A 24,354-nucleotide genomic window follows, 5' to 3' on the forward strand; every position below is an offset into this window, starting at 1 on the left:
ATCGCTTTAAATCTTCTTAAAAAAGATATCAAAGCTAAAGTGGGTATTAAAAGCAGAAGACTAAAAGCGGCTATCAATAATCAATATATGCTAAAAATACTCAAATTATGATGCGTTTGCCCTGCTAGATGAGTACTCTTATTCGTTTTAGTGAAGAAAATTTTTTAAATTAGCTTATAATAGTTTATTGCCATGGAATTTCAAGAGAAACTACAAGAAAAATTATTAATTAAAGAAGAAGTCGTCAAGCAAAACGAGATTGTATTGTTTAATGACGATGTTAATACTTTTGACCACGTCATTGATACGTTAATATATGCTTGTGATCATACACCAGAGCAAGCAGAGCAGTGTTCTATTCTTGTGCACTATAAGGGAAAGTGTACTGTGAAAACAGGTCCGTATGAAGACTTAAAACCACGATGTTCTAAGCTTTTACAGGCCGGACTCAGTGCTGAAATAGTATAAATAAAAAATCCCGTAATAAAGGTTTTTTTTTATTTTGTCATTCGCCCTACAGCACAACTTACAAAAGACTTTGCTTTTTTAGGAAGAGAATTATTTTTCCCAATTAAGGGATAACCTAAATTTGAAAGTCTTTTTGTTACGCGCTCTAATTGTGTTTCAGTATCAAAGTTGAGAGAAACTACCTTGGTGTCATTATTTACGATAACATTAGAAACACCTTCAATTTTTGAAAGTTCTGTAACGATTGTATTGGCACAGCCACCACATTTTAAATTCTGTATTGTGAAGCAAGTTTCCATATTATTGATTTATCTATTTTATTTGCGTTTACAAGTGCTTATCCCAAATGGTGTATACAAAGGACAAAAACTAACAAAACTTGTCAATAAGAAAATGATAGCCAGTGCCATTAAAACATAAGCTAATGTTCCTTCAATAACATTGAAATAGTATAGTGAAGCAATTGCAGCTGCAATTACCACTCTTATACCTTTGTCTAAATCACCCATATTTTTTTGTACGAATAAATTATGTTTAAAGTTCATGTTTTCAACATTTTTTTCACAACGTTGTTGGACATACAAAATCTGTAGTTGGTAAATCTGTTTTTTTAATAGCTCCAAAGCCACCAGAGATGTCCACTAATTTGTCAAAACCTCTAGCTTTTAAAATCGAAGCAGCAATTACTGAACGGTAACCACCAGCACAATGTATGTGGTAGGTTTTGTCTTTACTAATTTCATTCATGTTATCATTAATAAAGTCTAAGGCAAAGTGTTGTGCATCTTCTAAATGCATAGATTTAAACTCACCGTCTTTACGTACATCAAGAATATTTATGTTTCCGTCTTTAACACGTTTAGCAAACTTTTCAACAGAAATAGATTCTAATGTATCAATTTCTTTTCCAGCTTTTTGCCAAGCATCAATACCACCTTGTAAGTAACCTAAAGTATTGTCATAACCTACACGAGATAAACGTGTAACAGCTTCAGCTTCTTTTCCTTCTGGTACTACTAAAATTAGAGGTTGTTTTAAATCCGTAATTAACGCGCCAACCCATGGTGCAAATTGACCATTTAGTCCAATAAAAATTGAATTAGGAATATGACTTTTTATATAGTCTGCTTGAGGGCGTACATCTAAAACTAATGCAGATTCATGATTTGCTAAAGCTTCAAAATCTTCTGGTTTTAGAGGTGTATCTCCTTTTTGTAGTATGTCTTCAAAAGTGGAGTAGCCTATTTTGTTCATCATGGCATTCTTTGCAAAGTATTGTGGAGGTGGAGTAATACCATCGAGTACTTCTTTCACAAATTCAGCTTTTGTCATGTCTGCACGGAGCGCATAGTTGGTTTTCTTTTGTTCTCCTAAAACGCCAACTGTTTCTTTACTGAGATTTTTACCACAAGCGGAACCAGCGCCATGAGCAGGATACACAATAACATCATCCGCTAAAGGCATAATCTTACTTCTAAGTGAATCGAAAAGCATAGCTGCCAAATCTTCTTTTGTTAAATCAGATTTTATAGCTAAATCTGGTCTGCCAACATCACCTAAGAATAATGTGTCTCCAGAGAAAATAGCATGGTCTTTTCCGTTTTCATCTATTAGAAGATAAGTTGTAGACTCTAGTGTATGGCCAGGTGTGTGTAAAACTTTAATTGTAAGTTTTCCTAATTTAAACTCTTCATTATCCTTTGCTGAATGAATATTGTATTCGGTTGTTGCTCCTGGTCCAAAAACTATAGTTGCTCCTGTTTTTTTTGCTAAATCTACATGACCAGATACAAAATCTGCATGGAAATGCGTTTCAAAAATATATTTGATTTTAGCATTATTGGTTTCTGCTTTATTAACGTATTGTTGTGTTTCACGTAAAGGGTCAATAATAGCTACTTCACCTTCAGATTCAATGTAGTAGGCACCTTGAGCTAAGCATCCTGTGTACAATTGTTCTATTTTCATGATTTTTCTTTTTTAGTCTTACAAATTTACAAAACCTAATTTTTACATATGTGACATTTATCACATTGTGTTAAAAGATTTCTTTCCAAATAATATAACCACCCATTATTAAAGTAAAATATCCAAAGCCTTTCTTTAGTTTTTTTTCATCAATAAATTTTGAGAAGTAAAGTCCTAAAATAATCCCAATTATGGAAAGAACTGTAAAGCTTAAGAGAAAATTCCAATCAATATCTATAGTCTTCAAATCACCTAAAAATCCTATCAAAGACTTCATTGAAATTATAAACAAAGAAGTACCAATAGCTTTTTTCATTGGTAATTTTACAAATAACACCAAAACAGGAATATTTAAAAAACCACCACCTGCTCCAACAAAACCACTTATTGTCCCTGTGAGTAGGCCTAAAATAAAAACGGTTACTGCATTGTAATCAATGGTCTGGTCTGTGTCATTGATTAACCTTCTTTTATCAGAAATCATTGAATAGCTAGCCATAAGCATTACTATGGCGAAAACAATCATTATAAAAATACCACTAGTGACTTTAAAATCACCAACAGTAAACATGATATCGGGTAAAATAGGAACTACATAACGGCGGGTTAGATACACACCAATTATTGATGGAATAGCAAAAATAAGTGCTGCTTTTAAGTCTACAAGCCCTTGCCTTAAACTTTGAAATGCGCCAACTGTAGAAGTAGCACCGACTACAAATAAAGAATATGCTGTCCCAACTATTGGATTAAAGCCCAATAAATAAACTAAAATCGGAACGGATAATATTGAACCGCCACCACCAATTAAGCCCATAATGATACCGGCTATTACTGATGCTAGATATCCTAGAATTTCATTGGTTTCCATTTAATGCGGGAGTTTGTCTTTTAGTAGGCCATAAATATAAGTTCCAAAAAGTGCAGCAGCAATCACTATTAATATCGAAAAAACACCTGTGCCAACGAGAATATACATGGGTCCAGGACAAGCACCGCATAATGCCCAGCCTAGCCCAAAAACACTTCCTCCAATAAGGTATTTTTTAAAACCCTTATCCTTTTTCGGAACTCTTATTAATTGACCATCTGTTGTCCTTTGCTTTTTTGAAATAATTAAAAGTAGCGCTCCAGTAAATACAGCAGAGCCAATAATACCGTACATGTGAAAAGATTGAAATTTAAACATTTCAAAAATCCGATACCATGATACAGCTTCAGACTTTACTAAAACGATACCAAAAAATATACCCACCAAAAAGAATTTTATGTACTTGCCCATAATTTAAAATAAGATTGGATATATAACATGAATCATGATTAGTCCACCAATAAAAAAGCCGATAACAGCAATTAAGGATGGTAATTGTAAACTACTTAGCCCTGTAATGGCGTGTCCAGAGGTGCAACCTCCAGCATATCTAGTTCCGAAGCCTACCAAAAAGCCACCAATACTAAGTATTAGTATTCCTTTGATACTAAATACATTTTTCCAATTAAACAATTCTGGTGGAAGTAATGATTTACCAGCATTTTCGAAACCTAAAGTATTTAAGTCCTTAATCGTCTCTGGACTTAGATTAATATCCGTAGGATTAGACAAAAGATGTTGTGCAATAAATCCACCTACTATAGCGCCTAAAACAACTATGAGGTTCCATTTTTGAGCTCTCCAATCAAAATCAAAAAAAGGTACTTTTTTTCCGGCTCCACCAATAGCACAGAGCGTTCTTAAGTTTGAAGACATGCCAAATGTTCTTCCAAAATATAAAAGCAAATACATAACTATTGCTATGCATGGCCCAGAAATATACCAAGGCCAAGGTTGTAAAATGTAATCCATAGATGTTTTTTGCAAAAATAAACTTATAAATTATAGTAAATGTGACAAAGGTTACTAAAAGTCCAAAACCTCAATTCTATTCCTGCCAAGTTTAATTTTCCCTTTGTTTTCTAATTGCTTAAGTAATCTTGAAACAACAACTCTAGAGGTGTTTAAATCTTCTGCAATGTCTTGATGGCTTATATTAAGTGTAGTAGAAGCGCTGAGTTTTACTTTATCTGTCAAGAGCTTAAATAAACGTTTATCCATTTTCATAAATGCCAAGGTGTCTATAGTTTCTAGCATTTCGTCAAAACGAATTTGGTAACTTTGAAGGATGAAATTTCGCCATTTTTCGTTATTATGAAACCAAAGTTGCATGTAGGCTATAGGAATCATAATAACATCAGTATCTCCATCAGCAACAGCTCTAATTTTACTAGAAGATTTAGACATACAACAAGTTAAAGACATAGCGCAAGTGTCTCCTGACTCTAGTACATATAACAGCAACTCTTCTCCATTTTTATTTTCTCGTGAAACTTTGATATTTCCTTTTATAAGTAGTGGAATATAAAGAAGCTGTTGGTCGACATCGATTATAATATCGTCTTTTTTAAAAGATTTTAAATTTGCAACATTTGCAATTTCTTCTATCAGCCTTTCGTCGAATAAATAATCGTACGATTGAAGCATTTCTTTGTTTATCATATTCAAAAATAATCATTTCAATTTTTTGAAATAAATAGTTTGGTTGTTTTTTAAATATTGTATTATATTTGCACCCACTTTAAAAGGCCTCGTGGCGCAACTGAATAGCGCATCTGATTACGGCTCAGAAGGTTACAGGTTTGAATCCTGTCGAGGTCACAACTTGAAAGTGTAAGATGTTTTAAATGAGTGTCTTACACTTTTTTTTATTTCTTTTTTCCCCATATTTTCACGACAATATTGTTTCTTATTGTACGCTATTGTACGCTTTCTCTACGAAAACAACTTCACAATTAAAGACTTTACAATATTTGTCTATTATATTTTGGTTCATTGCTTTCATGTGATTTTCAATATCAGAAATTACATTGACGCTATCTTTCTTTCCATAAATTAGGTATACTAATTTTGTTTGGCTCAATCCTAATGCTATACGTTTCTCTCTAAAAAGTTTGAGGTTGTAATACCAAAAGGTGATGTTATTTTTTATATTCTTCTTGCCATTTTGTTTTAAAAGAATTTACGGTAGATTATAATTGCAACGATTATTAAAGTAGTTGCATTAGATATTTTAGCGTTTCTTACTGTTCTTTTTTCTTGTTCTTCTGGTGCGAACTTGCAATACGTATTTTGGTTGACGTAAAAAATGTGCTTTATCAAACATACTACCTTTAGATAAGTCTATTACAATACGTTTAAATATGAGGTGTTTACGCAAAAAGACATCTTAACTCATATTACAACAACTCTTAACGCAGAAGAACTTCAAGAAAAAGATGGGGAGCGTATTAGGTCACGGATGCGCGAAATGTTCAACTTAATTAGCTTTTCTGCAAATTGTAAAGACAAACATAGTTGAACATTTACAAGTACTTATTTATACCAATTGTTATTTAAAATGAGCTATAAATAATTTGGAATATATTGTGTTTAGACGCAATAGAAGCGAATTATATGGCTTATTTTGAGTAATAATTGGTATTACAAAATAGATAACAGAAATAATGCACAACACCGACGCAACACCGACAAATCTCAGATAAAATAGTATCAATGAAGATGCGTTAAAAGACAACAAGCAGTATCATAAGTTATTTATATTTACCAATAAAATGGTTATTTTAATAAAATATATGTATATTTAGACATTATAATGGTAATAATATGTTAGAGGTAATAACAATAAAAGATGTAAAAGTCAAGATTGGAGAGGCGTGTAAGGCACTTCGTAAATCAAATGATCTATCTAGAGAAGATTTAGCAGAGGTGTTAGATGTCTCAAGCACAACCATTCAAAACATCGAAAAGGGTAAAAATGCTACGCTCGACAATGTGCTAAAAGTAGCAAATCATTTTGGGTTATTGCCATCTATTACCAAAGAAATAGATAAGACTATAACAAATCAAAACGATATTTCACTGTATTAATAAATGGCTAGAGATAAAATCATAGATATACTTGCTTTTGGCTTAGAAATCGGAAAATTAGGTTATGACTTAGATCAGGGTAAATCCTTTTTTCAATACAATCCGGGATTCTTAGATTCTGGAAAGTATTCAAAACTATTTCCGTTTATTTTCAAACACACAAAACAAGTACAGGTGTTCACAGAATACCAACAAGACACTTTTCAAGGCTTACCACCTATGATAGCAGATTCCTTGCCTGATACTTTTGGTAATATAATATTTCAAGAATGGCTAACTACACGAGGAATACAAAAAGTAACACCTTTAGAGCAATTGGCCTATGTCGCAGACCGTGGTATGGGTGCACTAGAATATAAACCTATTAGAGAATTGCCCAATGCAACAAATATTAATATTGATGAGGTAATCACAATCTTAGAAAAGGTTCTTAAACTAAAAGAAGACACAACGGGTAAAGACCTCAGCGAATTAGCATTACTAAACGTTTTTAAAATAGGAACCTCAGCAGGTGGCGCAAGACCAAAAATAGTAGTATCAGAACATAAAAAAACAGGAGAAATTATTGCGGGTGATAGAGAAATTAGTGAAGACTATAATCACTATTTAGTAAAACTTCATATAGATGATAGTGATGGCTATAATAAAGAAAAAGTAGAATATGTCTATTACTTATTGGCAAAAGAAGCAGGTATCGATATGATGCACTCTAAGCTGATAGACAATAAACATTTTGCTACACTTAGATATGATAGACAAAACGGAGAAAAACAGCACGTATTAACCGTTACTGGTTTAACGGGTTGGGACTTTAAGAGTCAACCGGAAAACTCTTCCTATGAGAATGTTTTCAAGGTAGCTTTAGGTCTAGAAGTGCCACATAAGGATTTACAGCAACTATTTAAGCGTATGGTATTCAATTTGGTTTTTAAAAATGTAGACGACCATTTAAAAAACCATAGTTTTATCTATAACAAAGAAAGTAATCGTTGGAATTTAGGGCCTGCATACGATTTAACCTATGCGCTCAATCCACTATTCACATTCAAAACAACATCTAGAGCCTTATCCATTAATGGTAAGCGTACTTCATTAACTATTAAAGATGTCCTTACTATTGCTGAAGAATTTTCTATAAAAAACCCTAGAGGCATTATTGAAGATGTCCAAGCCTTAATTCCGCGATGGTCAGCGCTTGCTACTGAATTAGAAATACCTGAGAATATTATTAAAGCAATTCAAAAAGAAATAAAAGAAATAGAATATGGCAAATAGCACACACGCACATTTGAGATATAATATTCTAGACCATTGCTTTCGCAATAAGTCTTATGGTTTTGAGGAATTATTGAATGTAGTTAATGAAGGTATTGAAGAGCTATATCCCGGAGAAAATATTTCAGAAAGAACCTTACGTGAAGACATTAAAGTGTTCAGAGATAAGAAAGACGGATTTGGAGCACCACTAAAAGAAGGTATGAGAATTTATAAGTACTCAGATACTAATTTCTCTATTGCACAGCGACCTTTACAAAAATACGAACACTACTTAATTGAAGCTGCACAACAGTTGTTGTCTAGATTTGAAAATCATCCTAAGTATAACAAACTGGCAGAAGCATTAATTAAGTTTCAAGATGAAGAGGAGCAAGAAAACGATGCATCCAGAATACTGTTTTATGACCATAACGAAGAATATAAAGGTATAAATCACCTTAAGCCGTTATATCTAGCTATCAAGAAAAAGCAAGTTTTACAGGTAATTTATAGAGGCTTTAAAGATAAGGAATCCTCAGTTTTTGAATTTCACCCACATATCTTAAAACAATACAATAGACGATGGTTTGTTTTTGGTTTTAACAAAACTAGAGCCATTAAAGCATGGAGTATACCATTAGATGAAAGACTTATCAGTTTTAAAACACTCGAAGATGTCAATTATTTAGATGCAGACAAAGATTGGGAAGCCTTTTTTAGATCTATGGTTGGTGTTGTAAGACATAAAGACGCACACTTAGAAAGAGTTGTGCTACGTTTTTATAATGGCAGAGAACAATATTTTAAAACCAAACCATTTCATCCAGATTATGAAGAATTTTTTGCGGATGACAAACAAGACCAAATTTGGTTTGAAACAATTCTTAACCAAGAACTTATTCAGCAAATCTTATCCTATGGGCAAGATGTAGAGGTTTTGGAGCCAGCGCTATTAAGAGAGCAAATAAGAGCCCATACTCAAGCAATGCACCAATTTTATAAAAACTAACTATGCAAACACCCTGCACACTTCAGCCCTAAATTCGTAGTGTTATCAATATAAAAAATAAATTATGAATAAAGACAACACCGTAAAATGCCCAAATTGTAAAGAAGTTTTCAAGGTAGATGACAGCGTGTATACAGACATCGTTAAACAAGTACGTGATCAACAATTTCAAGACGAGCTAAACAATCGTTTGGAGTCAGCTAATAAAGAAAAGCAGACAGCATTACAATTAAAAGAGTCTGAATTAAATAGTGCTTTCCAGCAACAGTTGGCACAAAAACAAAGTGAAATAGAAGCACTAAAACATAAAAGTAAATCTGAACTAGTTGATGAGGTTTCAAAAAAAGAAAAACAGATTCAAGAGTTGCAATCTAAAATTGATAAATCAGAAACTGAGAAAAAACTAGAACTACAGCAAGCTGTTAATGCTATAGAAAAACAAAAAAATCAGCTAGAAAATGATATCAAACTCAAAGAAGCAGAAAAAGAAAACCTAGAAAAATCTTTAAAAGAAGATTTTAGACGCGAATTAGATCATGTTGCTAAAGATTTAAAATTAAAGGACGAAGAAATAGAGCGCTTAAAAGATTACAAGCAAAAGTTATCTACAAAAATGACCGGTGAAACTTTAGAATTGCATTGTGAAAATGAATTTAATAAATTAAGAGCCACAGCGTTTCAAAATGCTCATTTCGAAAAAGATAACGATGCTTCTGGTGGTACAAAAGGCGACTATATCTATAAAGAAGACGATACTAACGGAAATGAAATTATTTCCATCATGTTCGAGATGAAAAATGAAAACGACCATACAGCTACCAAAAAGAAAAACGAAGATTTCTTTGCAAAACTTGACAAGGATAGAAAAGCGAAAGGTTGCGAATATGCCGTACTCGTATCTATGTTAGAAGCAGATAATGAATTATACAACACGGGTATTGTAGACGTATCTTACAAATACCCAAAAATGTATGTCGTAAGGCCTCAGTTTTTTATTCCTATAATTACATTATTACGAAATGCTGGCATGAAGTCTTTGCAATATAAAACAGAATTAAGTGTCATTAGAAATCAGAATGTAGATGTCACTAATTTTGAAGAAAAACTAAATATATTTAGAGAAGGGTTTAACAAAAACTACTTTAATGCAGCCAATCAATTCGATACAGCAATGAGCGAAATTGATAAAAGCATTGATCATCTTAATAAGATAAAGGAAGCCTTGCGTTTAACATCCAATCATTTACGTTTAGCCAACAACAAAGCAGACGGTCTAACCATCAAAAAATTAACCCATGGTAACCCTACCATGAAGCAAAAGTTTGAAGATTTAAAATAACGTTAATCCAAAGATTTAAAACTACATTTACAACACTAAAAAAACAGCATATTTAACCAATGATTACAGGCGAAATAAAATCTAAAATAGACAAAATCTGGAACGACTTCTGGACAGGCGGTATTGCCAATCCACTCACGGTAATAGAGCAATTTACCTATCTCATCTTTATCAAACAATTAGATGATAAACAAAACCGTATGGAAAAACAGGCAAGCCTATTAGGTGTTCCTATGGACAAACCCATTTATACAGAGCATCTCAAACCCTTACGTTGGAGCAGTTTTAAACACAAAGACCCAGAGGTGTTGTTTGATTTGTTTACCAAACCACAACGCGATTTGGATGACCTTACAGCTTTTGATTTTATAAAAACCATTGGCGACCATGGCGGCGAGTTTGCCAAGTTTATGAAAGGTGCCATTTTTATGATTCCATCAGCGAAGTTGCTGGATAAGGTAATACAACAAATAGACACCTTACCATTGGATAATCGCGATACCAAAGGCGATTTGTACGAGTATATGCTCTCTAAAATTGCAGAGGCAGGTACTAATGGACAGTTTCGTACACCACGACATATTATTAATATGATGGTAGAGATGGTACAGCCACGACAAGACGATGTCATTTGTGACCCATCTTGTGGTACCGCAGGATTTTTAGTAAGTGCTGGCGAGTATATCTACGACAACCATAAGGATTGGTTTACCAACAAAAATTTTAGAGCGCATTTTAATACCCATATGTTTCATGGCATTGAGTTTGACCCATCCATGTTGCGTATTGCCGCAATGAATTTGCAATTGCACGGTATAGAAACCCCAACTTTGGTAGGTAAAGATGCCTTGAGTGAAGCCAATGCAGATGTGGAAGATGACTACACACTTATTCTTGCCAACCCACCATTTAAAGGCAGTTTAGACTACGATGCTGTAGAAAGCAGTTTGCTACAAACTACCAAAACCAAAAAAACAGAATTACTGTTTTTATCTCTAATGCTACGTGCCCTAAAAGTGGGTGGTCGTGCGGCAGTAATTGTACCAGATGGTGTGCTCTTTGGCAGCTCTAAAGCCCATAAAAGCTTACGTCAAGCGTTAGTAGAAAAACAAAAATTAGATGCAGTAATATCTATGCCAAGTGGCGTTTTTAAACCCTATGCTGGCGTAAGTACTGCCATTTTACTATTTACCAAAACCAACTCTGGCGGAACTGATAACGTTTGGTTTTACGATATGAAAGCCGATGGGTATAGCCTAGACGACAAGCGCAACGCCATAAAAGATAACGACATCCCAGATATATTAGAGCGCTTTACGTCATTGCGAGCGGATGCGAAGCAATCTCAAGAACACCAACGCAAACGCACAGCCCAAAGCTTCCTAGTACCATTCTCTGAAATAAAAACCAACGACTGGGACTTAAGCATTAACCGTTATAAAGAAATTGTTTATGAAGAAATCAAATACGATGCACCAGAGGTAATTATTAATGCCATTGAACAATTAGACCAAGACCGCCAGCAGGCTTTAAAAGAACTTAAAACATTGTTGGGATAATGAAAGAAGTCAAATTAGGCGAAATAGCAAGTTTTAGTCAAGGGCAACAAGTACCAATTTCAGACCAGAAAATTGAAAAATTTTTCAATTCTGATACTTTTCTTAGAATCATTAATTATACTCAAAGCTCTAAAGAATTCAGATACATACCAAAACAAGATAAAAAATATCACGTAAAATTTGATGATATTATAATGGTTAGATATGGTGCAGTAGGTTTTATTGGTAGAGGACTTTCAGGTGTACTTGCAAATAATATGTTCAAGATTAATTTTAATAAAGACATTGTATGTCCAGATTTTCTTTACAGAGTTCTATGGAGTGATTTAGCTCAAAAACAATTACTTAAAGCTTCACAGAGCACTTCAATGGCAGCTATTAACTTTAAAACAGTTTCTAGAGTCAAAATCCCACTACCACCACTACCGCAACAACAACACATTGCCAAGGTATTAGACACCGCAGATGCTTACCGCAAAAAAACAAAAGCCCTCATAGATAAATACGATGCCTTAAAACAAAGCCTGTTTTTGGAAATGTTTGGGGACGTTAGAGTCAATTCAAAAGGATGGGATAAAATAAAATTTGAGGATGTCGTTTCTTTAAAGAGGGGTTATGATTTACCACATTCTAAGAGAGTAAATGGAGATATTCCAATTGCAGCATCAACTGGAATAGTTGGTTATCATAACCAATTTAAAGTTAATAAGAATATTGTTGTCACTGGACGTTCAGGTTCAATAGGTAAAGTTCAATTGATTAAAGGCAAAAGTTGGCCTTTAAACACAAGTTTGTATAGTTACAAAACCTTTGAAAATAACATTGTTTATTTGAAATTTTTTATAGAAAAATTTGATTTAAAAAGGTTTTCGCATGGCGCTGGGGTTCCTACTTTGGATAGAAAGTTAGTACATAGAGAATTAGCACCTATACCACCAATAACATTACAAAATAAATTCGCTCTGCGCATTCAAGATATAGAGTCCCAAGAAGCCATTGCCCAAGAGCAGCTTAAGCAAGCAGAGCACTTGTTTCATAGTTTGTTGCAAAAGGCGTTTAAAGGAGAGTTGGTTGGTAGCAGCTTAGACCCTGAATCCTGTTCAGGGTGACAAACCGTTATTATTATGATGCACCACAAACCTGTCATGCTGCACCACAGACCTGTCATGCTGAACTTGATTCCGAATCAAGTTCGGAATGACAACATATGGGAGGAATGACAACATATGGGAGGAATGACAACATAAGTTAGGCATCAAAAAGCGGAAGTAATATAAAATAGCCTATCTTTAATTTATGAAACGTGCCTATCATAACTATTGGGTATACATCCTTACCAATAAACCACATGGCACGCTTTATATTGGCGTTACCGGTGGTTTAGATAACCGAATGGAACAACACGTATCTGGAAAAGGCAGTACCTTTACTACAAAATACAACCTAAAACAACTGGTGTATTACGAAGAATTTAAGTACATACAAGAGGCTATAAAACGCGAAAAACAACTCAAAAATTGGCATCGGCAATGGAAAATAGACCTTATAGAACAAGAGAATCCTAATTGGAATAACTTGTGGAAACCCTTAGATCCCTAATCAAGTTTGTAATAACAAAGATAAACTTGCCTATCCAGTGAAAATTTAACATCTTTAAATTCTAAAACTCAGCAGCCTTTGCAAACCAATTTCAATTTCATACAAAATGACTTTCCAGACCTCTATAAAGAGGCTTCGGAGGCAGAGCAGTATGTGTATATTGCACCTAAATATGCGGCGCTACAATGCCGTATTGTTTTAGAACTTACAGTGAATTGGCTGTATGATAATGACCCAGATTACGAGCGTCCTTACGATACCACACTAGCGGGTTTAATGTATGATAACTCCTTTAAATTTGATGTAAGTTCCCAACTACTACAAGAGCTAACTCTTGTGCGTAAAATTGGCAATGACGCTGCTCACGGTAAGTCCATAAAAAATAGACAAGCACTCATTTGTTTGCGGAGTATTTTTAGGCTACTGTCCTTTTTAGCCATTCATTATAATGAAGCATATCCAGAGATACCTAGCTTTCGCGAAAGCATAATTCCACAAGGTGCTGTAGATGAGAAAACAAAACAAGAGTTACAGGATAAGTCGGAAGCCATTGGTAAATTAATTGCAGAAAACAAGGAGAAAGAAGAAAAAGCCAAACAATTACAAGAAGAAAATGAGCTTCTAAAGCGTAAAGTAGAAGAACAAGAAGCGCAATTAAAAGCGCGTAAGGAAGCACGCCAAACGGAAGTTATTTTTGAAGAAGTAGTACCGCCTTTAACACCAGAAGCAGAAACGAGATTGCTATACATTGATGTGCTGTTACAAGAGGCAGGATGGCACAATTTAAAACCAAAACAAGACCTGGAGTACAAGGTCACAGGAATGCCTACATCCGTAAATCCTTCAGGCATTGGGTATGTAGATTATGTGTTGTGGGATGATAATGGCAAGCCATTGGCTGTTGTAGAAGCTAAAAAATCACTTGCTGATGCTAAACAAGGCAAACATCAAGCCCAACTATATGCCAATTGTTTGGAGGCAGAAACTGGGCAACGCCCAATCATCTTTTATAGTAATGGTTTTGAGACCTATTTATGGGATGACCTATTTTATCCAGAACGAAAAGTGAGTGGCTTCTATACCAAAGAAGAGTTACAGTACCTCATAGAACGCAGAACAACTCGTAAAGATGTAAGGCAATTTCAGGTGAATACCGATATTGCTGGAAGACCATACCAATTAGAAGCCATAAAGCGTGTCGCAGAAGCTTTGGTGACGACCAAAAATCATCAACTTAAAGGCAATAACAGAGAAGCCTTACTAGTAATGGCTACAGGTAGCGGAAAAACAAGAACGTCTGCGGCTATAGTAGATATGTTAACCAAGAGCAATTGGGCAAAACGTGTGCTATTTCTTGCCGATAGAAATGCCCTAGTAACACAAGCCAAAAATGCGTTTAAAGAACACCTACCACATTTAAGTGCCATAGATTTAACAAAGGAAGAAGAAGACCATTCCACACGATTGGTTTTTTCTACCTATCCTACGATAATGAACCGTATTGATGAGTTAAAAAATGAAGATGGGCGTTTTTATGGTTCTGGCCATTTTGATGTGATCATCATAGATGAAGCACATCGCTCAGTCTATCAGAAATATGGCGCTATTTTCGATTATTTTGATGCTATATTAATTGGTCTTACAGCAACCCCAAAAAAGGATATTGATCATAATACGTATGATTTATTCAAAATAGATGACGATAATCCCACCTTTGCCTATGAACTCAACCAAGCGGTAAAAGATGAATATCTAGTGCCACCAAAAGCCATTAACGTACCAGTAAAGTTCGTACATCAAGGGATTAAATATGAAGAGTTGTCTGACAAGGATAAAGAAAAATTTGAAGCCACCTTTTTAGATGGCGCTGAAGGCGATGATGATATACAGATTGGTAAATCTGCCATTAATTCATTTTTATTCAATGAAGCCACGGTTGATGTTGTGCTAGACCATTTGATGCATAATGGCATAAAAGTAGAAGGTGGCGATAAACTAGGAAAGACCATCATATTTGCTAAAAACCATAAGCACGCATTGTTCATTGAGGAACGCTTTAATAAAAACTATCCAGAATTTTCAGGCAATTTTTTACGTGTCATTGATAATTACGAGAGTAAAGCACAGGATTTATTAGAAAATTTTTGTGAAGATAAAATAGAATTGGAACCTCAAATTGCGGTTTCTGTAGATATGATGGACACAGGTGTAGATGCGCCAAGAGTCGTAAATCTAGTGTTTTTTAAACAAGTTAAATCGTATTCAAAATACTGGCAGATGATTGGTCGCGGCACACGCTTGCGCCCTAATTTATTTGGTCCAGGTATGGATAAAACAGCGTTTGTTATTTTCGATATCTGCGATAACTTCAGTTTTTTTAATGAGTTTCCAGATGGCTTGAAAAGCACAGCGTCTAAAACATTATCGGCTAAGATATTTGATGCGCATCTTAATGTGATTATGGCAATCCGTGATAATACAGAAAGCACCCAAGAAGATGACCACCTCGCAGAGCAATATACCAGTCACTTACATAATATTATTAGTAATCTTGATAAAAATCGTTTTGAAGTACGCAAGCATTTAGCCCTTGTTGAAGCATTTAAAAATAGACAACGATGGGATAATTTATCTCAGGTAGATGTTCACGACATTAGTGAAAACCTATCAGGCTTGGAGGCCTATAATCCTAATGATGATGAAGGTGCAAAACGCTTTGATTTATTGATGCTCAATTTTCAATTAGCACTGTTGTTAGGTGCCACTAACAAACAGCATCAGTATATCGGTAAATTAGTGAGTATATCTCAAGGTTTGCTTAAGAAACGAACCGTACCAAATGTAAAAGCCAAACTACCATTATTAAAAGAATTACAAGAAGAAACCTTTTGGAAATCTGCTAATGCAAGTGTTTTAGAACGTATTAGAATAGAAATTAGGGATTTATTACAATTTTTAGGTAAAGAACAGCTTAAGCCTGTTTACACAGATTTTGATGACCATATTGAGCGCGATAAAGTTACTGAGGTAGATATACTACCTACCTATGCCAGATTAAAGAGTTATAAAGACCGTGTGGAAACCTTCATTCGCAAAAATAAGACACATTTAGTGATAGATAGGCTCCATAAAAATATTCCAATTACACAAAAAGAATTAGAATTATTGGAAACCTTTTTATTTAATGACGAATTGGGCTCTAAGGAAGAGTATGAAAAAGAATATGGTGAGCAACCTCTAGGTAAGTTTGTTCGGAGTATTGTTGGTTTAGATATTAAAGTGGTAAACCAATTATTTTCAGATTTTATTCAAGATAAAAATTTAAGTCCTGTTCAAATTACATTTATTCAAACCCTAATCAATTATCTAAATACCAACGGTACATTAGACAAAAAAATATTGACGCAACCGCCATTTAACGAAGCTAGTGATGATGGTATTATTGGGTTGTTTGAAGATAATAAAGTTAAGACCATAGTATCCATTATTGATGAAGTGAATTTGAATATTGGGTAATAACTAGTTCTTTTCCATTGTGCAGTTACACTGCATAATTATCCTTTAATATTGCAGTATTTATCTTTAATACTTTTAGTATGACTGCATATCAAAACTTTTGGGACGCTGAGATAGAAACGCTTCTTTAGCAATTAGACACACCACAATCTCTAGAAGAGAATATCGTGGATACATTAAACAATTCGAGAAGAACCGGAATCTTCCCTAATCAAATTATTAATGCACTTCGTATTGGTTTGTCTTTAAAAGAGGCTAATCATCGCTTTCAGATAAGAAATACATAAAATAGAAGAATCAGATTTGTCAGAATCAGAAAACTCATTTCTAGGAATACAAATATCTAAGGATTTCTTACAACAACTAAGGTTAATTGTTAGAGATAGACATTTTCAATCGATACAAGATGAAATTAAATTTTTTAAGGTGTAAAAACCCTATGTTTATGCAAGGTTAAAATTTTTCGTAACACTACTTAAAAATACTTTAGAGAAGCCTAAAGGATCAATAATAAGACAACGTAAATATATTGATCAGCAAATAGAAAATATCGATAAACACATTGTCAATTCTCTTTTTGGAAGACCAGAAGAATGCCACAAATGGCAAAGCTCTTGTGAAAATATCTTTTTTAGAAATAATGGAACTCAAAGTATAGTAAGTAATCAGGTGTTTAAGATTTTATTGCCAAGAATATAACCAAGAAATAGAAACTTACAACGTCTTTAATAAGATAAATAATACTTATTTAATCCAAAGCATTTTTGGTTACATAAGCACGCCAACCAATGATAGCTAACTGAAATTTACTTGCTTTAGCTAGGTCTAGTTGTTTTTTTGTAAATGATGGTAAGATTAGCTTATTTGCTTTTGCTAAAATTTTAAAGGCTGCTTTTTTCATATTGTTTAGTCTCAAAAGTAACTAAAAAAAGAAAACTTAGCTTTTGGCTAAGTTTTTCTGTTTTGATTGATTGATTTAGTTTTTGATTGGTTGGTCTTTTTTTAAATTGAGAATATTATTTCTACAATTACTTTTACAATAGTTAGCATGGTTTTTAAGGTTTTAAAAGGTTAATATTTTACTCTAATTTTTTGATTGAGTTTTCAATATATATAGGTAATTAACCTCCTGCCAAATAGTTTTGTCAAAATCTGTGAATTTAAATATGAATTTATAAGTAAAAAAATATATTTAGTTTTAATATGAAAGCTTATATCCTTGAATGAAGTTATTATATGAAATGTAAATAGTCGTATATAGTTATATATTATAATAATTGTAGGGTGTTTTTGGAACTATTTTTTTAAACTAAGGGATAATTTTTCAATAAATCTTCAATATTTTAATGTTTCGTCTTTTTTTTAAATTCAACAGGAGCATTTTTCAAAATAAGAACTGACAAAAATCATATGTTTTTTAGTAAAAATTATTTAATGTTTATAAGCAAGTATTAGGTGTATATTTGAAAAAAAAACTAATATGCGTAATATTTTTATCTCTTTTTTTCTTGTGTTCGTCACTTATGGGTGGTCTCAAGTATTGGTAATTAATGAACTAGATGCCAATGACACAAGTATAGATGATGAGGAGTTTATTGAAATAAAATCTCAAACACCTAACTTTACTTTAGATGGTTATATATTGGTGTTTTTTAACGGTAACAATACCGCAGAAGGAAATAACTTAAGTTACTTGGCTTTTGATTTAGCAGGTCTTAAAACCGACGGTAATGGCTTATTTGTTATGGGTAATAAAAACGTATTTCCATTTCCGCAAGTAGTTATAAATGATGGGTTGTTTCAAAATGGACCTGATGGTGTTGCCATCTACCAAACTTCCATAAATAATTTCCCAGATAAAACACCAGCGACTTCAGGTTTTAATCTTGTAGAAGCTTTAGTTTATGATACATCAACTAATAGTCCAGTAGATAATGATTTATTAATGGCGTTAGGTGAAACTACTCAATATTTTGAAGGTTCTAGTTCAACTAACTTATTAAATTCCATACAAAGAAAAGCAGATGGAACTTATGAGTCTAAATTGCCAACACCAAGAGCACTAAATGATGCTAGTGGTGTAATAGTTAATCCAGTTACTATCATAGTAGACCAAATTGAATATAACGAAGGTGATAGCTTTTTTATCACATTTACAGCGGCAACAAATGTAGATACGGATACTAACTTTAATATCACTTTAGTAAATGGCGAATTTACAACAGGAGATTATTCTGGCTCAACTAATATTACCATATCTCAAAATACAAATACAGCAAGTACATTTATAGTGCTTTTAGATGACTTTTTAGATGAAGGTGATGAAGAATTGATTATAGAAATTGAAAACCTAGAGCAAGAATTTCAGCCTACATCTATAAATCCTGCTGTTGCTGGAAATAATTTTATAACTATTAGAGTCATAGATAACGATTTTACAACAGCACCTTGGGGGACACCACTTATGCCTACCTATACTTTTGTTACTAGCACTCAACCAGCAAATTATTATAGTAGTTTAAATGGTAAATCAGGACAAGCACTTCGAGACGCTGTAACTGCAATTATAGCAGATGAAAATACCGTAAGGACACATAGTTACGCAGACGTTTATGATATTTTGGCAGAAGCGGATCAATACCCATTAAATAGTAATCAAGTTTGGATGCTATACGTAGAGCAGCCAAGGTCTAAATTAGATAGACAAACTACGGGAAGTAGTACTGGAAAATGGAATAGAGAACACACATTTCCAAGATCTCGAGCTGATTTTGATGAATGGGAAGATTTTGATGATTTTGCTACAGGAATTAATTCATTTATTTCTACAAGCGTTGATTCATCACGACATGGTTATTCAGATGCGCATGCATTAAGAGTTGCTGACGGAGGAGAGAATAGCCGGAGAAATAATAGGAATTACAGTAATAATTTTGGAGCAGAAGAATACAATGGTGCTATAAAAGAGGATATGTCTATATCTACAAGCTTTAGAGGAGATGTAGCGCGTAGTGTTATGTATATGGAGTTAAGATATAACGGATTAACAGTTGTTAATGGCTTTCCTCCTTTACCATTCCCTAGAACAGGCGAGTTAGGCGACTTAGCTACATTGTTACAATGGCACCAAGATGATACACCTGATGATTTTGAGATGAATAGAAATAATATTGTATATCAGTGGCAGCGTAATAGAAATCCATTTATAGACTTACCAGATTTAGTAGATTATATTTGGGGAGATAAAGTAGGAATGATATATAATGGTGCTTTAAGTACTGATGACAATGAATTGAATAGATTTACCTTTTATCCAAACCCTGTGAATAACAAATTGATTTTTGAAGGGTTAAATTCTGAAGCTAAAGTAGTCGTTTATTCTATCGAAGGCCGAAAGATTTCAACTTTAAAGATAGATGCAAATAATACAGCACAATTAAATTTAGATCCTGGTATTTACTTACTGAAAGTGAAACAGAATGAAGCTATCCAGACCAAACGATTGGTTGTAAAGTAAAATAAAAAAACCTAAACACTTAATTTCAGGCTTTATTCTCTCAAAAATTTTACGCTTAAAACTTCTTAGAAGAAACCACAAGTGTACCGCCTTGTTATCCAAAATTAATAGTTGGTATGCTGTTTTTGTTTTCAAAAGTAGCAGTGCTAGAGTTGGCGTTTTTATCTTTAAGACTAATTTTAATCTTTACAATTTCACCAGATTTATTACGCTTTAGTTTAGAAACTTTTGCAGTAATGCCATTAGATTTTAATCAAAAAGAATTCCTCGAGGCTCTGCCTCGGGATGTAGCTGAATTTCGATTTATGGGAGAACACATTTTCAAGAGACATAACAAAACGTTACTTCTTTATCACTTAGTATTTCCTTTGAAATACAGAAAGTCAGTTATAAATGAAGAAATAGGAGAGGGATTAAAACAGATTTGTATAGAAATTTCAGCACGATATGGGTTCATTTTATAGAAATAGGTTATGAATCAAATTACGTTCATTTATTAGTACAAAGTGTTCCAAATTATTCGGTTTCAAAAATGATTAGGATGTTAAAAAGTATAACAGCGAAAGAATTGTTCAAAAGATATTCTGAAATTAAATTAAAATTATGGGGAGGTAAATTTTGGACGAGTGAATTTTATGCAAATACAGTTAGACAGTATTCAAATGAGGAAGTTATAAAAGCATATGTAAAAAATCAAGGTATGTATAAAGAATACAGAAAAGTACATTCTGATCAACTAACTTTAAGATTGATACTCAAATTTATTTAAGCTAATTTAATAATGCTTGAATTCAACCAATAAACGCAACTTTTAGGGAGTTGTTTTTATAGCAATTTTTAAGATTTTGTGAATTGATTAATATTGATAAAAAGACTAGTTCAATCTTAAGTAGTATCTTCGCAAAAATTGTTTTTTTGAATGAATGTTTTACTAATATTAATAGGTCTATCATTACTTGTTATTGGTGGAGATTTTCTTGTACGAGCCTCAGTCGGCTTATCTTTTAAACTAAAGCTTTCTAAGCTTGTTATTGGTATGACAGTTGTTTCTTTTGCGACTTCTGCTCCAGAGCTTTTAGTGAGTATACAAGCCGCTTTAGATGGTGTTAGCGACATCGCTTTGGGTAATGTTATTGGGTCTAACATTGCTAATATTGGTCTGGTTTTGGGTATTACGGCTTTAATCTCTCCATTGGCTATAGACAGGGAGTTTTATAAACTCAATTGGCCTATGCTTATGTTTATGTCATTTGCTTTATATTTTTTCTTGAAAAACGACAATTTACTCTCTAAAATAGAGGGAACTATACTTTTTATTGTTTTGGTTTTATTCTTAATTGTTTTGGTTTGGGATTCACGAAAAAAAACTAAAGCTAGTATTGTAGATGTAGTTGATGAAAGTTTAGCTATAATTTCCAATTTTAAAATAGGAGCTTGGTTAGTTATAGGTGCAGCAGGTCTGTATTTTGGTTCAGAGTGGTTAGTTGATGGGGCAAAAGGGCTTGCTCAATCTTTTGGTATTAGTGATTATGCGATTTCGGTGACAGTTATAGCTATAGGTACAAGCGTGCCAGAGTTAGCTGCTTCTGTAATAGCAGCTATTAGAAAAGAAAAAGCCATATCTCTTGGAAACCTTATAGGTTCAAATATTTTTAATATAGCTTCCGTTTTGGGGCTTACGGCAATTATAAAACCCATAGCTGTAGAATCTTCAAAAATATTATCGACTAATATATTTTGGATGATTGGTTTTTCAGGAATACTTATTCCTCTGGTATTTTTTGGAAAACGATTTGAGATTGGTCGTAGAAAAGGACTATTGCTTTTTATTTCTTATCTGGTGTTTGCTGGATTGGCTTTTATTTAAGATACGCTTAATTTTATTAGCGAATTTTACTTTGCTAAAACTATTTCTACGCGTCTATTTTTTCTTATCCCTTCAATCACCATATTAGTTGCGATAGGATTTTTTTCCAAAACCTTGAGACTTTAACCTATTAGGGCTTATTTCATTTAAAATCAGTAGTGTCCGATAAATATTTTAAAAAGCGGGATTTGCTTGATGGATTTTCCGCTTTAGTTTATATCTTGATTTTTACTACAAAATTAGATATATAAACAAAAGTAATAACTTTAGCGGACAGCCTATTATCAAACAACTACTAAAGCTAATTTCTCCTTCTATTATTACTCGGACAGCTCTACAGCGTTTAGACCTATGTTGAATGTCCAAGGGTTATAACGGTCTTGTGCATTTGCTTCATTAAAACAATATAAAAAAAAGAGTACTAGAACTACTTTGTGTAAATTCCCCATAATTTAAACACTTAGTTATTAAATAAATTTGTGTTCAAATATATAAATAAAAAAGCGACTCATACACGAGTCGCTTTTTTTAAAATACTACCTTATAGGTAGTTATGAAATATTTGCAGACTTTACAGTTTGAACAATACGTCCAGCGATTTTATAAGGGTCACCATTAGAAGCAGGTCTTCTGTCTTCTAACCAACCTTTCCATCCTTTTTCAACAGTTATGATAGGAATACGAATAGAAGCACCTCTATCAGAAATACCATAGCTAAAGTCATCGACGTGAGCCGTTTCGTGTAAACCAGTTAAACGCTCGTCATTAAACTCACCGTAAACAGCCATGTGCTCTTTTACTACAGGTCTAAAAGCTTCACAGATTTTTTCATAAACTTCTTGACTTCCGCAAGTTCTTAATGTGGTGTTAGAGAAGTTGGCGTGCATACCAGAACCATTCCAATCACCTTTTACAGGTTTTGGATGGTACTCAATATAATAACCGTATTGCTCGGTTAAACGATCTAGTAAGTATCGTGAAACCCAAATTTCATCTCCAGCTTTTTTAGCACCTTTTGCAAAAAGCTGATATTCCCATTGACCAGAAGCAACTTCTTGGTTGATACCTTCAAAATTTAATCCAGCAGCAATACATAAATCGGCATGTTCCTCAACAAATGAGCGACCGTGTGTATGGCGTCCTCCAACAGAACAGTAATACATACCTTGTGGTCCAGGATATCCTCCTATAGGGAAACCTAAAGGCAATTGCGTATGCTTATCCATAATAAAATATTCTTGCTCAAAACCAAACCAGAAATCATCATCATCATCATCAATAGTCGCTCTTCCGTTTGATTCGTGAGGAGTGCCATCAGCATTTAAAACTTCCGTCATAACCAAATATCCATTTTCTCTTGTAGGATCAGGATAAATTGCTACTGGTTTTAAAAGACAGTCTGATGAACCACCTTCGGCTTGTTTTGTCGATGAACCGTCAAAAGACCATATTGGACAGTCTTCTAATTTTCCACTAAAGTTTTCTTCAACCTTAGTTTTACTTCTCATGTTTTGTGTTGGCTTGTAACCATCTAACCAAATATACTCTAACTTGTATTTGCTCATTTTGTGTTGTGTTAAATTAGCGAAAGCCCAAAGATAATTTTTTTTTCATTTTTAGCCATCAACAAAGGGGCGTGTTTTGTTCATTCTTATTAACATCTATATGTAATTTATTAACTATAAGGTTTTCGCTTTTGATTTGTAGGTTTTCAAAGGTTGCTAGAAGCAGAAACAGGATTTACTAGAAATGAGCCTATACAGTTGGCTGTCACCGAAGCAGTTGAAAAAGCTATACACGCTCTAGTTATTGAAGGTGTTTCGGACAATCTTTGGGCAGTAAGTGATGAAGATTCAGAGGCGGTTAACGACTTATTGACAAATTATTACGAAGAAAAAAACATAGTGGGAGAAACCAAACGCTATGATAGATTGTATAGAGATCGTCGTGGTAAAGGAACTATAAGTTTAGCTGCTGGTACCAGTATAATTGATGGCGATTTACCTGCATCTAGACCTGAGATTTTTGGTCGTATTGGTTACAAAAGATACTTAAACCCATATCTAAATCTTAATGCATCAATTAATCAATTTAATTTAAAAAATGAAGGAGTGCTGAATGAAGCTTTTACATCAATCGACTTTAATGCTGAGTTTACAATATTACCTTAAGGGAATCTCTAAAAACAATAAAATTCTCTTTTAAATGTTTTTTGTTTTATTTTTTTCAATCTTGAATTTTATTCTCTTTTATATATTCACATAATAAAGCATTCAATTTTTTGGATGCTTTTT

At 33.5% G+C, this 24,354-nt stretch carries 20 protein-coding genes, 1 tRNA gene and 2 pseudogenes; 14 read left to right on the forward strand and 9 right to left on the reverse strand.

From position 1 onward, the window contains the following. Positions 1-192 precede the first annotated feature (192 nt). Positions 193-468, forward strand: coding sequence for an ATP-dependent Clp protease adaptor ClpS (locus tag HKP48_RS10060; protein ID WP_296345438.1), 276 nt, complete (start codon positions 193-195; stop codon positions 466-468). 29 nt (positions 469-497) lie between these two features. On the opposite strand, the gene HKP48_RS10065 is transcribed toward HKP48_RS10060, so the two are convergent. From HKP48_RS10065 to HKP48_RS10095, 7 genes are all read right to left on the reverse strand, one after another. After that, positions 498-767, reverse strand: coding sequence for a heavy-metal-associated domain-containing protein (locus tag HKP48_RS10065; RefSeq protein WP_296345441.1), 270 nt, complete (start codon positions 765-767; stop codon positions 498-500). A gap of 18 nt (positions 768-785) precedes the next feature. Further along, on the reverse strand, positions 786-1,013 hold the full coding sequence (locus HKP48_RS10070) for a DUF2892 domain-containing protein (RefSeq protein ID WP_296345443.1): 228 nt from the start codon (positions 1,011-1,013) through the stop codon (positions 786-788). A gap of 16 nt (positions 1,014-1,029) precedes the next feature. Then, on the reverse strand, positions 1,030-2,436 hold the full coding sequence (locus HKP48_RS10075; protein WP_296345445.1) for an MBL fold metallo-hydrolase: 1,407 nt from the start codon (positions 2,434-2,436) through the stop codon (positions 1,030-1,032). Between the two features lie 70 nt (positions 2,437-2,506). Continuing rightward, a complete protein-coding gene (locus HKP48_RS10080) occupies positions 2,507-3,307 on the reverse strand; it encodes a sulfite exporter TauE/SafE family protein (protein WP_296345447.1) in 801 nt (266 codons plus the stop codon). Continuing rightward, the gene (locus HKP48_RS10085; RefSeq protein ID WP_296345450.1) at positions 3,308-3,718 is read right to left on the reverse strand and encodes a DUF6691 family protein; all 411 of its coding nucleotides are present in this window, start codon (positions 3,716-3,718) and stop codon (positions 3,308-3,310) included. 3 nt (positions 3,719-3,721) lie between these two features. Further along, positions 3,722-4,279 (reverse strand): YeeE/YedE thiosulfate transporter family protein, encoded by a 558-nt coding sequence (locus tag HKP48_RS10090; RefSeq protein ID WP_296345451.1) that lies wholly within the window; start codon positions 4,277-4,279, stop codon positions 3,722-3,724. A 54-nt stretch (positions 4,280-4,333) separates the two neighbouring features. Further along, entirely contained in the window at positions 4,334-4,969 is a 636-nt protein-coding gene (locus tag HKP48_RS10095) for a Crp/Fnr family transcriptional regulator (RefSeq protein WP_296345453.1), read from the reverse strand. An 85-nt stretch (positions 4,970-5,054) separates the two neighbouring features. Here HKP48_RS10095 and HKP48_RS10100 point away from each other — a divergent pair. From HKP48_RS10100 to HKP48_RS10140, 9 genes are all read left to right on the forward strand, one after another. Further along, a tRNA-Arg gene (locus tag HKP48_RS10100) sits at positions 5,055-5,128 on the forward strand. Positions 5,129-6,133: 1,005 nt separating this feature from the next. After that, entirely contained in the window at positions 6,134-6,397 is a 264-nt protein-coding gene (locus tag HKP48_RS10105) for a helix-turn-helix transcriptional regulator (RefSeq protein WP_296345455.1), read from the forward strand. A 3-nt stretch (positions 6,398-6,400) separates the two neighbouring features. Next, positions 6,401-7,672, forward strand: a complete 1,272-nt coding sequence (locus HKP48_RS10110; RefSeq protein ID WP_296345457.1) for a type II toxin-antitoxin system HipA family toxin — start codon at positions 6,401-6,403, stop codon at positions 7,670-7,672. After that, a complete protein-coding gene (locus tag HKP48_RS10115) occupies positions 7,662-8,663 on the forward strand; it encodes a WYL domain-containing protein (RefSeq protein WP_296345459.1) in 1,002 nt (333 codons plus the stop codon). Before HKP48_RS10110 ends, HKP48_RS10115 begins: the two co-directional genes overlap by 11 nt. A gap of 64 nt (positions 8,664-8,727) precedes the next feature. Beyond that, positions 8,728-10,002, forward strand: a complete 1,275-nt coding sequence (locus tag HKP48_RS10120) for a DUF2130 domain-containing protein (RefSeq protein WP_296345461.1) — start codon at positions 8,728-8,730, stop codon at positions 10,000-10,002. A gap of 59 nt (positions 10,003-10,061) precedes the next feature. Beyond that, the gene (locus HKP48_RS10125; RefSeq protein ID WP_296345463.1) at positions 10,062-11,561 is read left to right on the forward strand and encodes a class I SAM-dependent DNA methyltransferase; all 1,500 of its coding nucleotides are present in this window, start codon (positions 10,062-10,064) and stop codon (positions 11,559-11,561) included. Further along, positions 11,561-12,670 carry a restriction endonuclease subunit S gene (locus HKP48_RS10130; protein WP_296345465.1) on the forward strand — a complete coding sequence of 370 codons (1,110 nt, stop codon included), beginning with the start codon at positions 11,561-11,563 and terminating at the stop codon, positions 12,668-12,670. The genes HKP48_RS10125 and HKP48_RS10130 overlap by 1 nt, the downstream gene beginning before the upstream one ends. 187 nt (positions 12,671-12,857) lie before the next feature. After that, entirely contained in the window at positions 12,858-13,160 is a 303-nt protein-coding gene (locus HKP48_RS10135; RefSeq protein ID WP_296345466.1) for a GIY-YIG nuclease family protein, read from the forward strand. 78 nt (positions 13,161-13,238) lie between these two features. Then, on the forward strand, positions 13,239-16,676 hold the full coding sequence (locus HKP48_RS10140) for a DEAD/DEAH box helicase family protein (protein ID WP_296345468.1): 3,438 nt from the start codon (positions 13,239-13,241) through the stop codon (positions 16,674-16,676). A gap of 748 nt (positions 16,677-17,424) precedes the next feature. Here the strand turns inward: HKP48_RS10140 and HKP48_RS10145 are convergent. Beyond that, entirely contained in the window at positions 17,425-17,577 is a 153-nt protein-coding gene (locus tag HKP48_RS10145; protein WP_296345470.1) for an SsrA-binding protein, read from the reverse strand. 579 nt (positions 17,578-18,156) lie between these two features. Here HKP48_RS10145 and HKP48_RS10150 point away from each other — a divergent pair. The 3 genes and pseudogenes from HKP48_RS10150 to HKP48_RS10160 all read left to right on the forward strand — a co-directional run bounded on the left by HKP48_RS10150 (position 18,157) and on the right by HKP48_RS10160 (position 22,060). Further along, the gene (locus HKP48_RS10150; RefSeq protein ID WP_296345473.1) at positions 18,157-20,193 is read left to right on the forward strand and encodes an endonuclease; all 2,037 of its coding nucleotides are present in this window, start codon (positions 18,157-18,159) and stop codon (positions 20,191-20,193) included. A 305-nt stretch (positions 20,194-20,498) separates the two neighbouring features. Continuing rightward, positions 20,499-20,962 (forward strand): annotated as a pseudogene (gene tnpA / locus HKP48_RS10155) (IS200/IS605 family transposase). Between the two features lie 150 nt (positions 20,963-21,112). Beyond that, positions 21,113-22,060: a calcium/sodium antiporter gene (locus tag HKP48_RS10160; protein ID WP_296345475.1), complete on the forward strand. Its 948-nt coding sequence runs from the start codon at positions 21,113-21,115 to the stop codon at positions 22,058-22,060. A gap of 551 nt (positions 22,061-22,611) precedes the next feature. On the opposite strand, the gene HKP48_RS10165 is transcribed toward HKP48_RS10160, so the two are convergent. Then, positions 22,612-23,625, reverse strand: coding sequence for a glutamine synthetase beta-grasp domain-containing protein (locus HKP48_RS10165; RefSeq protein ID WP_296345477.1), 1,014 nt, complete (start codon positions 23,623-23,625; stop codon positions 22,612-22,614). A 147-nt stretch (positions 23,626-23,772) separates the two neighbouring features. On the opposite strand from HKP48_RS10165, the pseudogene HKP48_RS10170 reads away from it, so the two are divergent. Beyond that, positions 23,773-24,231, forward strand: a pseudogene (locus tag HKP48_RS10170) (CsgG/HfaB family protein); the annotation flags it as partial. Positions 24,232-24,354: the final 123 nt, after the last annotated feature.

Source organism: Winogradskyella sp. (genome assembly GCF_013042245.1).
In the GTDB taxonomy this organism is placed as follows: Bacteria; Bacteroidota; Bacteroidia; order Flavobacteriales; family Flavobacteriaceae; genus Winogradskyella.

What these genes read in the sequence shown, in the direction of transcription:
- HKP48_RS10165 (WP_296345477.1), bottom strand. Translation starts at nt 23,625, where the DNA reads ATGAGCAAATACAAGTTAGAGTATATTTGGTTAGATGGTTACAAGCCA.
- HKP48_RS10060 (WP_296345438.1), top strand. Translation starts at nt 193, where the DNA reads ATGGAATTTCAAGAGAAACTACAAGAAAAATTATTAATTAAAGAAGAA.
- HKP48_RS10105 (WP_296345455.1), top strand. Translation starts at nt 6,134, where the DNA reads ATGTTAGAGGTAATAACAATAAAAGATGTAAAAGTCAAGATTGGAGAG.
- HKP48_RS10135 (WP_296345466.1), top strand. Translation starts at nt 12,858, where the DNA reads ATGAAACGTGCCTATCATAACTATTGGGTATACATCCTTACCAATAAA.
- HKP48_RS10125 (WP_296345463.1), top strand. Translation starts at nt 10,062, where the DNA reads ATGATTACAGGCGAAATAAAATCTAAAATAGACAAAATCTGGAACGAC.
- HKP48_RS10160 (WP_296345475.1), top strand. Translation starts at nt 21,113, where the DNA reads ATGAATGTTTTACTAATATTAATAGGTCTATCATTACTTGTTATTGGT.
- HKP48_RS10085 (WP_296345450.1), bottom strand. Translation starts at nt 3,718, where the DNA reads ATGGGCAAGTACATAAAATTCTTTTTGGTGGGTATATTTTTTGGTATC.
- HKP48_RS10130 (WP_296345465.1), top strand. Translation starts at nt 11,561, where the DNA reads ATGAAAGAAGTCAAATTAGGCGAAATAGCAAGTTTTAGTCAAGGGCAA.
- HKP48_RS10090 (WP_296345451.1), bottom strand. Translation starts at nt 4,279, where the DNA reads ATGGATTACATTTTACAACCTTGGCCTTGGTATATTTCTGGGCCATGC.
- HKP48_RS10095 (WP_296345453.1), bottom strand. Translation starts at nt 4,969, where the DNA reads ATGATAAACAAAGAAATGCTTCAATCGTACGATTATTTATTCGACGAA.
- HKP48_RS10145 (WP_296345470.1), bottom strand. Translation starts at nt 17,577, where the DNA reads ATGAAAAAAGCAGCCTTTAAAATTTTAGCAAAAGCAAATAAGCTAATC.
- HKP48_RS10115 (WP_296345459.1), top strand. Translation starts at nt 7,662, where the DNA reads ATGGCAAATAGCACACACGCACATTTGAGATATAATATTCTAGACCAT.
- HKP48_RS10075 (WP_296345445.1), bottom strand. Translation starts at nt 2,436, where the DNA reads ATGAAAATAGAACAATTGTACACAGGATGCTTAGCTCAAGGTGCCTAC.
- HKP48_RS10065 (WP_296345441.1), bottom strand. Translation starts at nt 767, where the DNA reads ATGGAAACTTGCTTCACAATACAGAATTTAAAATGTGGTGGCTGTGCC.
- HKP48_RS10150 (WP_296345473.1), top strand. Translation starts at nt 18,157, where the DNA reads ATGCGTAATATTTTTATCTCTTTTTTTCTTGTGTTCGTCACTTATGGG.
- HKP48_RS10080 (WP_296345447.1), bottom strand. Translation starts at nt 3,307, where the DNA reads ATGGAAACCAATGAAATTCTAGGATATCTAGCATCAGTAATAGCCGGT.
- HKP48_RS10070 (WP_296345443.1), bottom strand. Translation starts at nt 1,013, where the DNA reads ATGAACTTTAAACATAATTTATTCGTACAAAAAAATATGGGTGATTTA.
- HKP48_RS10110 (WP_296345457.1), top strand. Translation starts at nt 6,401, where the DNA reads ATGGCTAGAGATAAAATCATAGATATACTTGCTTTTGGCTTAGAAATC.
- HKP48_RS10120 (WP_296345461.1), top strand. Translation starts at nt 8,728, where the DNA reads ATGAATAAAGACAACACCGTAAAATGCCCAAATTGTAAAGAAGTTTTC.